The following is a 13,042-nucleotide window of genomic DNA, read 5'->3' as shown; positions in this document are numbered from 1 at the left end:
TCCGCCTTCCGAGGACTCAAACGCCGTCCGTCCCTATCACGACCATGCACGTCGCCGTACTCGGCGCGGGGTACGCAGGGCTGACGGCCGTTCGCCGACTGGAGCGCGCGCTGCCCGAGGACGTCGAACTCACGCTCGTCGACGAGGACGACTACCATCTCGTCCAGCACGAACTCCACCGACTCGTCCGGTACCCCGACCTCGCGGACGTCATTCAGGTGCCGCTGGCGGACGTGGTCGACCGCGCGACGGTCGTGACCGACCGGGTCGAAGCGGTCGATACCGCCACGGGCACTGTCGACCTCGCGAGCGGCGACACAATCGAGTACGACTATGCCGCGGTCTGTCTCGGCGCCCAGCCCGCCTACTACGGACTGTCGGGCGTCGCGGAACACGCCACGCCGCTCAAACGGGTCGAACACGCCGGCGAGATCCGCTCACAGTTCCTCGCGAACGAGGGCGGCACCGTCGTCGTCGGGGGTGCCGGACTCTCCGGGGTACAGGTCGCGGGCGAACTCGCGGCGACCGCCGACGCCGAGGGGTTCGACACCGACGTCGTCCTGCTCGAACAGTTCGACGAGGTTGCCCCGGGGTTCGGCCGGGCGTTCCAGTCGGCCGTCCACGAGGAACTGGAGGCCCGCGAGGTGACCGTCCGGACGGGAACCTCGGTCACGGGGGCCGACGCCGACGCCATCGACCTCGGCTCCGGCGAGCGACTCGAATACGACGGGTTCGTCTGGACCGGCGGCATCACCGGCCCCGCATCGCTCGGCGGCGAGCGGACACCGACGCGGGCCGACCTCCGCGTCGAGAACGGGACGTTCGTCGTCGGCGACGCGGCGAAGGTGGTCGACGGTGACGGCGAAGCGGTTCCGGCGACCGCACAGGCGGCGACTCGGGAGGCTGGCGTCGCCGCGCGGAACATCGCGCGACTGGTCGCCCACGACCGCGACGACCCCGAGGGTTTTCTCCCGAAACTCGACCGCTACACCTTCGAGTCGCGGGGCTGGGTCGTGTCGGTCGGTGACGGTGCAGTCGCGCAGGTCGGCCCGAAAATCCTCCGCGGGAGCGCAGCCCGCGCGGCGAAGGCGTCGATCGGGGCGGCACACCTCTCGTCGGTGGGGGCCGTGACGAACGCCTCCGAACTGGTTCGCGAAGAGCTGTTCTAACCTCAGACGTTCGGGATGCCAATCGCCGAGAAGTCGGCGTAGCCGGCGCTCGCGAGGATGCTGAGCACGACGAGCGCGGCGATCCACGCAATCAGCGCGATACCGCCGGCGGTGAGCCAGCCCGTCCGGTAGCGCCACTTGATGACCAGCAGGTACGCGAGGAACGTCAGCACCGGTCCGATGAGGGGGATCCCGCCCACCAGCCCGCCGACGACCGCCCAGACGATGGCCCCGATGCCGGCGGTGACGACGGCGTGGCCGTAGTCGCGCGACTTCGCCAGCAGCGCCGCACCGACGTAGATGCCGATGCCGCCGATGAACAGGCTGACAAGCAGGACGACGAGGTTGTCCGTGAGCGCCATGGGGGAGTGGACTCCGCCGAACCGATAAAGCGTTGTGGCCCTCAGATGCGCTCGACCAGTTCCCGCACCCGGGATTCCGCGACCGGGTTCGTCACCTCGCCGCCGCGTTTGAACGCCGTCCCGACGATGACCGCGTCGGCCACGTCGAGACTTTCGGCGACGGTCTCCGGCGTCACGCCGCTCCCGACGACGAGCGGCGCGTCCGCGGCAGCACAGACGGGAGCCACCCGTTCGAGTGCCGAGCGGTCGGTTCGCTCGCCGGTGCCCGCCCCCGAGACGACCAGTCCGTCCGCACGGCCCCGCTCCAGTGTCTCGCGGGCCTCCTCGGTGAGCGGTCGCACGGCGAGTGGCGCGGAGTGTTTGACGGCCACGTCCGCGAGGATGTCGACGTCGGCGTCGAGGCGGTCGCGGAGCCGGAGCGTCTCGTGTGCCTGCCCCTCGACGATACCCTGATCGGTCAGTCGCACGCCGGTGTGGACGTTCACGCGGACGAACGCGGCGCCGGTGGCGGCGGCGATGGAGACAGCGGCCGCGGCGTCGTTGCGGAGGACGTTGACGCCGACCGGCACGTCCACGGCGTCGGTGACGGCGCCGACGAGCGCGGTCATGTCCGCGACGACGTGTTTCGGAACTGAGTCCGGGTAGAACGGGGCGTCGCCGAAGTTCTCGATCACGAGCGCGTCGACGCCCCCCGCGACGAGCGTCTCGGCGTCGGCGAGCGCGCGGGTCCGGAGGGCGGCCCGGTCGCCGTCGAACCCCGGCGCGCCGGGGAGCGGCGGGAGGTGGACCATCCCTGCGACGGTGAACTCCATACCCGGTGTCGGAGGCGGGGTCACAAGAACTGGGGGGTCGGCCGCGGCAACGTTTTACTCCCCGCTCGCGTCGTGCTAGCATGACTGACTCGACGGGCACCGACGTTCCGGGCGACGTCGCATCGACGCCCGCCGCAGCCGAGGTGTTCGCCGCCGTCGGCAACGAGACGCGACTCGCCATCCTCCGGGCGCTGTGGGACGCCGAGGAGCGGCCGGTGTCGTTCACCGACCTCCGGCGGACGGTCGGTATCGAGGACAGCGCGCAGTTCAACTACCACCTCCGCCAGCTCACCGGCCGGTTCGTCCGGAAGACCGACGAGGGGTACGACCTCCGGTTCGCCGGCCGGGAGATGGTCCGCGCGGTCGTCATCGGGACGTTCACCGAGGACCCGACGCTCGACGCGTTCGAGACGGGCGGGGCGTACGTCGACTGTGGCGGCGGGCTGCAGGCCAGCTACACCGAGGAGCTGGTCCACATCGAGTGTGGCGACTGTGGCCGACTCCACAGCCGGCTTCCGTTCCCCGCGAGCGGGCTACGCGACCGCTCGCCGGAGGAACTGCTCGCCGCGTACGACCGCCGCGTCCGCCACGACTACGCGCTGACGGTCGACGGCGTCTGTCCCGCCTGTAGCGGGCGGATGGAGACGCAGTTCGACCCCTCCTTCCTCGTCGGCGTCGGCGAGGGTACGGCCGACGAGTGCAGCATCCCCCCGGAGTTCGGGGTCGAACACACCTACACGCAGTGTGACACCGCGCTGCGGGCGGCCGTCGGGATGTGTCTGCTCGACGCGCCGGTCGTCGGTGCGTTCTACCGCGACAACGGCGTCGATGTCTCCGCGGTGCCGTACTGGGAGCTGCCGTGGGCGATGGGCGAGGACACGACGCTCGTCACGGACGAGCCGCTCCGCGTCGCCGTCGCGGTCGAGGACGACCGGCTCCGCGTGGTCGTCGACGAGTCGCTCGCCGTGGTCGAGGCGACGCCAGTCGAGTGAGTCTCCGGCCCGCGCTCACTCAGCGTCGACTGCCCCGCCGAGCACCTTCGCCGCGACGAGTACCGGGTCCCACACCGGGCTGAACGGCGGTGCGTAGCCGAGGTCGAGCCGTTCCAGTTCATCGACCGTGAGCCCCGCGTCCAGCGCCGTCGCCACGGTGTCGATGCGCTTTGCGGCCCGGTCTGCCCCGACGACTGCGGCCCCGAGGACCTGTCCTGTCTCACGGTCGGCGGTCATCGTCACGGTCATCTCGGCCGCGCCGGGATAGTAGCCGGAGCGCGACGAGCCCTCGATGGTCCGCGAGACGGGGTCGAAGCCGGCGTCGCGGGCCCGCGCTTCGTCCACGATGCCGGCGCGACCGGCGCCGAGGTCGAACGCCTTGACGACGGCCGTCCCCGCGATATCACCCGTCGGCGTGGGCTCGCCCGCCACGGTCTGGCCGATGGCTCGCCCTGCACGGTTCGCTGTGAGGCCGAGCGGGACCCACGCTGGCTCGCCTGTGACTGCGTGCCGGTCCTCGGCACAGTCACCGGCCGCGTACACCGACTCGCGGTTCGTCCGGCCGTACTCGTCGGTGGCGATTGCCCCCGACTCCCCGAGGTCGACGCCCGCCTCGGCGGCGAACTCGACGTTCGGCCGGATGCCGACGCCGACGACCACGAGGCCCACGTCGACCGACTCCTCCCCGTAGCGGACGCGCTCCACTCGGTCGTCTCCCTCGATGGCATCGACCTCGGTCGCGGTGTGTACGTCGACACCCTGTCGGTCGAGTTCCTCGGCCACTGCCTCGCCGACGGCGTCGCCGAACGGTGGGAGGAGCTGGTCGGGTCGCTGGAACAGGTGGATGTCCAGCCCATGGGCCGAGAGCGCCTCGGCCATCTCGACGCCGACGTACCCGCCACCGACGATGGCGGCTCGCTCGGGGGGTTCGAGGTCGGTGTAGTGGGCCACGAGGTCGGCGTCGACCCGCTCGTCTCGCACGACCGCGGGGTCCTCGGGTGACGCGAGGTACGCCCGGATGGCCGCCGCCGAGTCCATGTGGTGGAGGGTGAACGCGCCGTCGAGGTCGAGGCCGTCGAACGGCCCGGTGAGCGCCCGAGCGCCCGTCCCGAGCAGCAGGTCGCCGTACGCTTGCTCGAACGTGCCGTCGGGTCCCTCGACGGTCACCGTCTTCGCGTCGGGGTCGAGGCCGACGACCTCGTGTTCCCGGCGGAGGTCGATGCCACGGTCGGCAATCTCCTCGGGCGTCAGCGAGGTGAGGTCGCCGAGGGTGTCGACTTTCCCTTCGATGTAGTACGGCATCCCGCAGTGGGCGTACGACACCCATCGCCCCCGCTCGAAGACGATCACCTCGCGGTCCGGCTGCTCGCGTTTGCACTTGCTCGCAGCACTCAGCCCCGCGGCGTCTCCACCGACGACGACGAACGGTTCGCTCATCGCCGGGCGTTCGAGGGCCGGCACCAAAACGTTCCGGCGAGTGTGCGCCGGCGTCCGAGAACCGTGGCTACTCGACGGCGATGCGGTGGCCGGTCGAGGCTGGCTCGGCTTTCGGCACGGTCACCGTCAACACGCCGTGCTTCATCGTCGCCGTGACGGCGTCGGGGTCGACCACGTCGGGCAGTTTCACCTGCCGGCGGGCCGACCGGTGGCTCCGCTCACGTCGGAGGTAGTGTTCGTCCTCTTGTTCGTCGGCGGTGTCGTGCTCCGCGTCGATGTAGAGCGTTTGGTCCGTAACGCGGACGGTCACGTCTCCCTTCTCGTAGCCCGGGAGGTCGACGGTGACGAGATACTCGTCGTCGTGTTCAACGAGGTCGAGACTCGGGGCGGCGGTCGTCGACCAGTCGGAGAGCCCCTGCGGCCACGTCTCCGCGGTGTCCTCGAACTGCTCGCTCATCCGCTCGAACAGGGCGCTCAACTCGTCGAATGGGTTTCGTGCCATACGCGAGTCAGTCCGCCGTCCCCTCGCTTTGTTACACAGTCAGTATCGACGGTCGGCGGCCAGTAATCAGTGCCTCCACGACCAGTGCGGGCGGTAAGCCGTGCTTTCGTGTCCGTTGGCTCGGGTCAGGCGGCCGCTTGCGTCGGCTCGTCGTCGGCCGTGTCGTCGCCGTCGGCTGCCAGCGACTCCGCTCGCGCCTTCAGCGCCCGGTTGACTCCCTCGAAGTTAGCCTCCGTGTCGCCACCCACGAGCCAGAGTATCGGGCGGACGAGGACCCCGGAGAACTGCTCGGACTGGACGAACCGCGTGCCGCCGTCGTCGAGTGGGTCGATCTCGAAGCGGTGTTCGCCGTCGAACAGCCCGCGGACGAAGAGGTGGCCGAGCCAGCGGAGTTCGCGGTTCGGCACCGTCCGGCGAACCTCGGGGGTGAACGTGGGCGACCGGCCAGCCTCGGGCCCCGGCGAGACCCGGAGCGTCGTCCCCTCGACGGCCTCGCCCTCGATTCGGGTGTAGTCGTTCCACTCGGGGTACGAAGCGAAGTCGGTAAGGACGCGCCAGACCACCTCGGGCGGCGCGTCGATGTCGATACTGGTGTGGAGTTCGTGCATGCGACAGTAACGGCGGCTGAGAGCTTCAACACCGCGTGTGCAGTGATGGCGCGGGACTCGCCGCAACTCGCCACCGTCGCTCGGTCAGTCCCGGGAACTGAGAACCAGCCTCTCGATTAGTCCCCTGTCGGTCCGAAGGTCGAACCACACGCGGGGGGAGCCCCGTGGTCACACACTATGCACGACTGGACCATCGTCGTCTGCGTCAAACAGGTCCCTGACGCGGACGAGGTATCTATCGACCCGGAGACGGGGACCTTGAACCGCGCCGCGGCGGCCGCGGTGCTGAACAAACCGGACTGGAACGCGGTCGAGGCGGCCCTCGAGCTCAGCGATGCGGTCGGCGGGACGGTGACGGCGCTCACGATGGGCCCACCGACGGCCACTGAGGTGCTGGCGACCGCCGTCGGCCTCGGCTGTGACGACGGCGTCCTCCTGACCGACCGGGCGTTCGCCGGCTCGGACACCTGGCCGACGAGCCGCGCACTGGCAGCGGCCGCCGACAAACTCGACGCCGACGTGGTCATCTGCGGAGAGGAGTCGACTGACTCCTCGACGGGACAGGTGCCGCCCGGCATCGCCGCACACAACGACTGGTCACAGCTCACGTACGTGACCGACCTTGACCCCAACCCCGAGGACGGCGAACTGGTCGCCACCCGGGATGTAGAGGGTGGTCACGAGGTCGTCGCGGCGACGCTCCCGACCGTCGTGGCGTTCGCGTTCGGCGAGAACCACCCGCGAACCGCGGGTCTCCACCGGAAGATCTACGCCGAGACCGAGTTCGAGCCACGGCAGTGGTCGGCGGCCGACCTCGGTATCGAGGACGAGGTCGGACTCGACGCCTCGCCCACCTCGGTCGGTGGGATGGACACGGCGAGTCCGGTCGACCGGGAGAAGCAACAGTTCGACAGCGTCGACGCACTGTACGACGCGCTCGTCGAGCAGGAGGTGGTCTGAGTGACGGACATCGACGTGACCGAGTACAGCGACGTCTGGGTGTTCGTCGAGCAGCACGAGGGCCACGCCGAGCGCGTCGCGTGGGAACTGCTCGCCGAGGGTCGACGCCTCGCCGACGCGAAGGACGAGAAGCTCGTCGCCCTCGTGTTCGGTGAGGACTGTCGAGCCGTCGCAGAGGAAGCCGTCGCCCGGGGTGCCGACCGGGTTCTCTGGGCGGACGACCCGGTGTTCGAGCCGTACCGCGCGGACCCTTACGGCGAACAGTTCCGCGCCCTCGTCGCCGACCGCAAGCCGGACATCGTTCTCATCGGTGGGACACACACCGGCCGCGACTTCGCCGGCCGGGTCGCCGTTCCGGTTCACGCTGGCCTGACCGCCGACTGTACCGAACTCGACGTGGACGACGAGGGGCTCCTGCTCGCTCGCCGGCCTACCTTCGGCGGCGACGCGATGGCGACCATCAAATGCGTGAACCATCGCCCACAGATGGCGACCGTTCGGGCCGGCGTGTTCGACCCTGCGCCCACCGACCCCGAACGCGAGGGTGAGATCGAGCCGGTCGAGGTCGTCGTCGACGAGTCGATGACGAAATCGCGCGTCCTCGAACGCGTCGTCGGCGACGTGACCGACATCACCGACGCCGATATCGTCGTCGCCGGTGGCGCCGGGACCGACGGCGACTTCGGTCCCATCCAGGAGCTCGCGGACGCGCTCGGCGGCGAGGTCGCCGCCACCCGTGCGGCCGTCGACGAGGGCTGGGTCGAGCCGTCGAGACAGGTCGGACAGACCGGGAAGACCGTCCGCCCGACGCTCTACATCGCGGCCGGCATCAGCGGCGCCATCCAGCACCTCGAAGGCATGAACGGCTCCGAGGTGGTCGTCGCCATCAACACCGACCCGAACGCCCCCATCTTCGACCACGCCGACTACGGCATCGTCGGCGACCTCTTCGAGGTCCTGCCCGAACTGACGGCGATGGTTCGCGGCGACCAGGAGGTGATTGTATGACCACGACAGCCACGACCGAGACACCCAACTACGACGGCGCGTTCGACGCCATCGTCGTCGGCGCAGGGCTCGCCGGGAGCGCTGCCGCGCTGACGATGGCTCGCGAAGGGCTCGACGTCATCATGCTCGAACGCGGGCCAGCACCGGGCACGAAGAACGTGTTCGGCGGCGTGCTCTACACGCCGACGGTCCGAGCGCTGACGGAGTTCGACAGCGCACCGCTCGAACGCTTCGTCGCTGGGAAGCGATTCAGCGTCCTCTCCGACGAGGGCGACGAGACCGCGATTTCGATGCGCCCCGACGCGTGGCGCGAGGACCCCCACAACGACTCGTTCACCGTCCTGCGTGGGGATTTCGACAAGTGGTTCGCCGACCAGGCGGTCTCTGCCGGGGCGACGCTCATCACCGAGACCACCGTAACCGGACTCGTCCGCGATGGTGGGCGCATCGTCGGCGTCGAGACCGACCGGCCCGACGGGACGCTCCGCGCGCCCGTCGTCGTCCTTGCGGAGGGGGCGAACTCGCTCGTCACCGAGGGCGCGTCGCTCAAACCACGCCCCGAGCGTGAGGACGTGGCGGTCTCCGCGAAGGAGGTCCGCAAGTTCGACACGTCCGTCATCGAAGACCGGTTCCGGCTCGCCGACGACGCCGGCGCGGCGTACACCTACTTCGGTGACGGCGCGGTGCCCGGCGCCGTCGGTGGCGGGTTCATCTACACGAACAAGCGGACAGTGAGTATCGGCGTCGTCTACCGCATCGCAGACGTGGCCGCCGGTATCACGCCCGAACAGGCGCTCAACCGCTTCAAGTCGCATCCCGCGGTCGCCCCGCTCGTCCGTGGCGGGACGCTCGTCGAGTACAGCGCCCACGCCATCCCCGAGGGGGGTGCCGACGCGATGCCTGATCTCGTCCACGACGGGGCGGTCGTCATCGGTGACGCCGCGGGCCTCGTGCTCAACAGCGGCGTCCACCTCGAAGGGACGAACATGGCCGTCGAGAGCGGTCACCTCGCGGGGCTGGCTATCGCTCGCGCCGCGGACGACCACCGGAGCGACCGGGAGGCGCTCGCCCGCTACCCCGAGTGGCTGGAGGAGTCGTTCGTCGTCGAGAACCTGCGTCGGTACGGCTGGTTCCAGGACGCGGTCGCAGCCGACCGCGACTTCCTGTTCGGTGACCTGCCGACGGCGCTCGCGGGCGCCGAAGCGGAGTTCTTCCGCGTCGACCGCGGGAGCAAGCAGGCGCACACGGCCGCTGCCCGGCGTCAGTTGCTCGATGCGGCTGGTGGCTGGATGGGCGCGGCGAAACGTGCGTGGAGATTCCGGAGGATGCTGTCATGAGTACCAAAACCAAACCGATGCCCCACGTCCCCGACGTGGAGAACGCGTCGATGGAGGACCGCCTGTACACCGTCACCTACCGCGAAGCCGAGGAGTCACACCTCGGTATCGAGGACACGGACGTCTGTTCGACGACGTGTACGACCTACGAGTGTACGTCGGTCTGCCCGGCCAGCGTCTGGAAGAACGACCGCGAGGACGGCGTGCCCTCCATCGCGTTCGAGAACTGTCTCGAATGTGGGAGCTGCCGGTTCGCGTGCCCCTACGACAACGTGGAGTGGGAGTACCCCGAGACCGGTGCGGGCGTATCGTTCAGATACGGCTGACGGTGCGAAAGCGGCGTTCTTCTTGGTCCTGTGAACGCTCTTTGCTGTCGGTGTGTGATGAGGCCGTGCTGGAGGCCGGATGCGAGTGCTGTCACGCGTGACCAGTCACTCTCGCACCGCCGGAGTGTTCGATGTCGAGGCCCGTATTATCGCGTGAGTCGTATTCTAATATTTATCTGTCAGAACTGTCGTGCGAGATACAGAGGGTGTATGCAACACCAGTCGTGGGTTGATTTCACGTCTTGGGTGGTGATTCAGCCGGTATTGTGTGTGGCGTAGTTACCGCCGAGAATCCTGTCTGATTTGATTGGTGTTTGGATAGCGGTGCTGAATACATAGCGCGACTCTCGCACGGAGTTCCTCGCCGCTTTCGGGTGAGGGACTTGCTCGACAGAGAGAGGTACTACAGCGAGCGCGAGTCGCTGGTAGCGACACGTGACTATCGTTGTCGGGTCATCGATTGCTCGTGGCGCTCACGGGATTTCTCCGTGAGGCACGGTTCGATGGCACTGGTGAGTGTCAGAATCGCTTCGTGGTGGTGCTCTTTCGACTTGTGAATACACGATGGGCCCGTACCAAGTGCGTCGTATGCGGAAAGCGTCTCGACCGACATGGTCTCCGTCTCAATCAGATCCCGAGCGACTTCCCTGAGCAGGGCGTGAGTGTGGATGTATTCTTTTTTGCGCATGATTTCGTCTCAGTCGAGTGGGGTGTTTGGACGTCTACGGTGGTACCTTCGAATCGTGCCCCGTCTCGGATATCGCAGTGATGTGCGGTTGAAGGAGGGACGAATTGGGAGACGGTGGCGGACGGACAGGGGGTGGGAACAGGTGAGGGTCGGACCAACTGAACCATGCAGTCGTCTCCCGCATCAACGGTACACATGGACAGGTATCAATGCGCATTGTTTTTCAGTTAATCAGTAGTGATGAACCCAGTGACAGGGCGAGAGGTCACGACGGGTGCGCAGACCGTGTATCCGGTCCAGTAGTGGAATGTCGAGAGGGGCGATGACGCTCCGCTGGACTCACCCTCTATATTCAGCACGACGTTCCTAACAGCATCTGAATAGGTTTCTGAGGTCGTGCTGAATACAGCGCGCGTATCGGCCACCGACGGGAGATCGCACTCGTCGGAGCTGAACGAAAGGCCCGCCAATCAAGACCCGTGAATCGCCTCGACCGCTGTCCACCACTCGGCCACGGGAGTAGAGCCTCGATCACTCCGCGACTGTCGACCCTGGTGTCGTCCCGACCGAGAGCAGCGTGCCAGCGACGAGTATCGCGGCTGTCACACCGAGCCCAGCGCATCCCAAATAGAGCGTCTCGAAGCCCATGCTCGACGCAGCCGGGAGCGCGAGCACCGGGGCCAGGATTCCACCGAGGTCGCCCAGGCCGTCGTAGGCGCCCCCGAGCTTCGCCACGTCCCCCGGCGGGCTGATGTCTCCGAGATACGCCTTGAGGACTGGCGCGGCTGCACCCCCACCGAGCGCAGCGACGACGCCACCGCCGAGGATGCCGGCCAGCGTCGGCACCAGCGCCACGGTCAGGAAGCCGAGTGCCATGACGCAAAGCGAGGGGAGGACGAGGAAGAGCCTGCCGTCGGTGGTGTCGGAGAACCGTCCCGCCACGAGCATCGCGCCGGAGGCACTGAGGGTGACGAGTGCGAGCATAACGCCAGTCACGCCCATGTCGCCGAGCCCGCCGAGTTCGAGCCCGAACTTCGCGGCGAACACCACGACCGTCGTCAGGAAGGCCCGGCTCAGAAACGAGAGGATGCCGTTGACCGTTCCGAGTACGGCCAGACGGCGGTCCGCCCGGACCAGTCCCGGGATCTCGCGGAGCCCGCCGCCCTGCTCGACCGACGGCGCCCGGTCCGGAACGAAGGCGAGGATGATCGGGATCGAGACGAGGCTGACGGCCCCGGCGAGCAGGAACGCGGTGCGAATGTCGTACACGTCGGCCACGAGCCCGCCAACGACCAGTCCGGCAGGGAACCCGAGCCCGTACGCCCCCAGCATGTATCCGATCCACCGACCGCGGTTGTCCAGCGTCGTGATGTCGGTTATCATCGCGTAGCCGCCGACGAGCACCAGCGCCGAGCCGACGCCGGCGCCGGCCCGCGCGGTGATGAAGACGGCCGCCGGCCCCAACGGGACGGCTCCGGGCTCTAGCCCGAGCGCGTACCCGAAGGGGGCGACGCTCAACAGCAGGACCCCGGCAATCAGCGGGCGTCGGGTCCCCACCTGGTCGAGGAGGCTGCCAACAGGGGCGTTGCTCAGAAGGCGGACCGCACCGGTCGTCGAGAGAACGACCCCGACGACGGTCGGCGAGATCCCGAGGACGAGTTCGAGGCGGGGGAGGGCCGGGAAGGTGATGCCGCCCGCCACGGCGGGAAAGAAGATGCCAACGACGAAACTCGTCGCGACGTAGCGGACGCCAGGGTCCGGCCGGTGTGCCGGTAACCGCATCGCCCCGAGTGTCAGACCGCTATCGTATAAGTGTTCGTCAGCAACTAGGGTGAGGGCCCCCGCCACGACCGCTCCCGACGGAACAGAGCGGCCGCCTGCGGGCCTAGTCCCCTTCGGCTGCGCTCCGACGGAGGGTCGGCGAGTCCCCGCTCCGCGAGTACTCCGTGACGACTACGAAGCTGGCGGCCCACAGGACGGCGGCGCTGCCCCATGTGACGCCCGTCGAGCCCGTCTGACCGGTGAACGACACGGCGAGGAGGCCGTAATACGCGACGGGCAGCGCCCCCACCCAGGCGGCGACCCGCCACCCGCGCATCCCGATCGCCGCGAGGCCGGCGTAGACGAGCGGCACCACCGCGAACTGCGCCATCGCGCTGTAGTGGCCGACGGCGGCGTGTGGGTCACTCGCGGTGAGCTGGCGGGTCACCTGGTCGGCCGCGAACGCGAGCATCGGGACGGCCGCGACGGCGACCAGCGCCAGCATCGCCGGGCTGTACGACTCCCCGCGTTGCAGCAGGTCCCGTCCGGCCGGATGGAGCACCGTCGCGAGGCTGATCAGCACCAGGAAGGGGAGGACCCCTTCGAGCGGGCCCCCCACACCCACCGTGATCGCTGCCGCGGCGACGACGCTGAGAAAGGCTCCGAGCATCGCGGTCGCCTGTCGCGTCGGTCGATACAACTGGACGATCACCCCGAGCAGTGTCGTGAAGATGGTGGCTGCGATGCCCATCACGTGCAGGCGGTGGATGCCGAGCTCTGCCCCCGTATCGGCCGTCCACCCGAGGACGAGTAGGCTGAACAGCTCCCCCAAGGCGACCCCGGCCATCCCGATGGTCGCGAGCACGACTAGTGCGAACGCGGCCAACCGGACCTTCCCGAACGTCGTGAGGTCCGAAAGCCCGGAGCTCCCGGGTACTACGCTCGTTGCGGCCTCCGTCGGATTCGTCGTATCAGAACCCATGGTGTCGTTCGACGTCTCCCCCCGCGGCCAATTATATTTCAGCTATATGATGTTATAGGGAATCAGCTGACACGTTCTGGGTGAGCACCGTTTCGGAC

General features: G+C 68.4%; 14 protein-coding genes. 6 read left to right on the top strand and 8 right to left on the bottom strand.

Annotated elements, in window-relative coordinates; translation table 11 throughout:
- The first annotated feature begins 44 nt into the window (after positions 1-44).
- Positions 45-1,169: an NAD(P)/FAD-dependent oxidoreductase gene (locus tag NL126_RS20225; RefSeq protein WP_255196692.1), complete on the top strand. Its 1,125-nt coding sequence runs from the start codon at positions 45-47 to the stop codon at positions 1,167-1,169.
- A gap of 2 nt (positions 1,170-1,171) precedes the next feature.
- On the opposite strand, the gene NL126_RS20220 is transcribed toward NL126_RS20225, so the two are convergent.
- Both NL126_RS20220 and NL126_RS20215 read right to left on the bottom strand, forming a co-directional pair.
- Positions 1,172-1,531, bottom strand: coding sequence for a hypothetical protein (locus NL126_RS20220; protein WP_255196691.1), 360 nt, complete (start codon positions 1,529-1,531; stop codon positions 1,172-1,174).
- Between the two features lie 41 nt (positions 1,532-1,572).
- Positions 1,573-2,343: a BtpA/SgcQ family protein gene (locus NL126_RS20215; protein ID WP_255196690.1), complete on the bottom strand. Its 771-nt coding sequence runs from the start codon at positions 2,341-2,343 to the stop codon at positions 1,573-1,575.
- Positions 2,344-2,423: 80 nt separating this feature from the next.
- Between NL126_RS20215 and NL126_RS20210 the strand changes: the two genes are divergently transcribed.
- Positions 2,424-3,335 carry an ArsR/SmtB family transcription factor gene (locus NL126_RS20210; RefSeq protein ID WP_255196689.1) on the top strand — a complete coding sequence of 304 codons (912 nt, stop codon included), beginning with the start codon at positions 2,424-2,426 and terminating at the stop codon, positions 3,333-3,335.
- A 15-nt stretch (positions 3,336-3,350) separates the two neighbouring features.
- On the opposite strand, the gene NL126_RS20205 is transcribed toward NL126_RS20210, so the two are convergent.
- The 3 genes from NL126_RS20205 to NL126_RS20195 form a co-directional block, all read right to left on the bottom strand.
- Entirely contained in the window at positions 3,351-4,772 is a 1,422-nt protein-coding gene (locus NL126_RS20205) for an FAD-dependent oxidoreductase (protein ID WP_255196688.1), read from the bottom strand.
- 67 nt (positions 4,773-4,839) lie between these two features.
- Positions 4,840-5,274: an Hsp20/alpha crystallin family protein gene (locus NL126_RS20200; RefSeq protein WP_255196687.1), complete on the bottom strand. Its 435-nt coding sequence runs from the start codon at positions 5,272-5,274 to the stop codon at positions 4,840-4,842.
- Between the two features lie 125 nt (positions 5,275-5,399).
- Positions 5,400-5,882 carry an SRPBCC domain-containing protein gene (locus NL126_RS20195; protein WP_255196686.1) on the bottom strand — a complete coding sequence of 161 codons (483 nt, stop codon included), beginning with the start codon at positions 5,880-5,882 and terminating at the stop codon, positions 5,400-5,402.
- A gap of 177 nt (positions 5,883-6,059) precedes the next feature.
- Here NL126_RS20195 and NL126_RS20190 point away from each other — a divergent pair, with 177 nt between their 5' ends.
- The 4 genes from NL126_RS20190 to NL126_RS20175 are packed head-to-tail and all read left to right on the top strand — an operon-like array spanning position 6,060 to position 9,513.
- Entirely contained in the window at positions 6,060-6,842 is a 783-nt protein-coding gene (locus NL126_RS20190) for an electron transfer flavoprotein subunit beta/FixA family protein (protein WP_255196685.1), read from the top strand.
- Positions 6,843-7,850, top strand: coding sequence for an electron transfer flavoprotein subunit alpha/FixB family protein (locus NL126_RS20185; protein WP_255196684.1), 1,008 nt, complete (start codon positions 6,843-6,845; stop codon positions 7,848-7,850).
- Positions 7,847-9,187 carry an FAD-dependent oxidoreductase gene (locus NL126_RS20180; protein ID WP_255196683.1) on the top strand — a complete coding sequence of 447 codons (1,341 nt, stop codon included), beginning with the start codon at positions 7,847-7,849 and terminating at the stop codon, positions 9,185-9,187. The genes NL126_RS20185 and NL126_RS20180 overlap by 4 nt, the downstream gene beginning before the upstream one ends.
- The gene (locus NL126_RS20175) at positions 9,184-9,513 is read left to right on the top strand and encodes a ferredoxin family protein (protein ID WP_255196682.1); all 330 of its coding nucleotides are present in this window, start codon (positions 9,184-9,186) and stop codon (positions 9,511-9,513) included. Before NL126_RS20180 ends, NL126_RS20175 begins: the two co-directional genes overlap by 4 nt.
- Before the next feature lie 439 nt (positions 9,514-9,952).
- Here NL126_RS20175 and NL126_RS20170 read toward each other — a convergent pair whose 3' ends face one another.
- The 3 genes from NL126_RS20170 to NL126_RS20160 form a co-directional block, all read right to left on the bottom strand.
- Entirely contained in the window at positions 9,953-10,201 is a 249-nt protein-coding gene (locus NL126_RS20170) for a UPF0058 family protein (RefSeq protein WP_255196681.1), read from the bottom strand.
- A gap of 531 nt (positions 10,202-10,732) precedes the next feature.
- Complete coding sequence (locus tag NL126_RS20165; RefSeq protein WP_255196680.1) at positions 10,733-11,983, bottom strand: MFS transporter; 1,251 nt, start codon at positions 11,981-11,983, stop codon at positions 10,733-10,735.
- Positions 11,984-12,086: 103 nt separating this feature from the next.
- Complete coding sequence (locus tag NL126_RS20160) at positions 12,087-12,944, bottom strand: hypothetical protein (RefSeq protein WP_255196679.1); 858 nt, start codon at positions 12,942-12,944, stop codon at positions 12,087-12,089.
- Positions 12,945-13,042 lie beyond the last annotated feature (98 nt).

This window comes from Halorarius litoreus, from assembly GCF_024362405.1.
Taxonomy (GTDB): Archaea; Halobacteriota; Halobacteria; order Halobacteriales; family Haloarculaceae; genus Halorarius; species Halorarius litoreus.
Note: the sequence above shows the minus strand (reverse complement) of the source record. Positions and strands in the feature narration are given on the sequence as shown.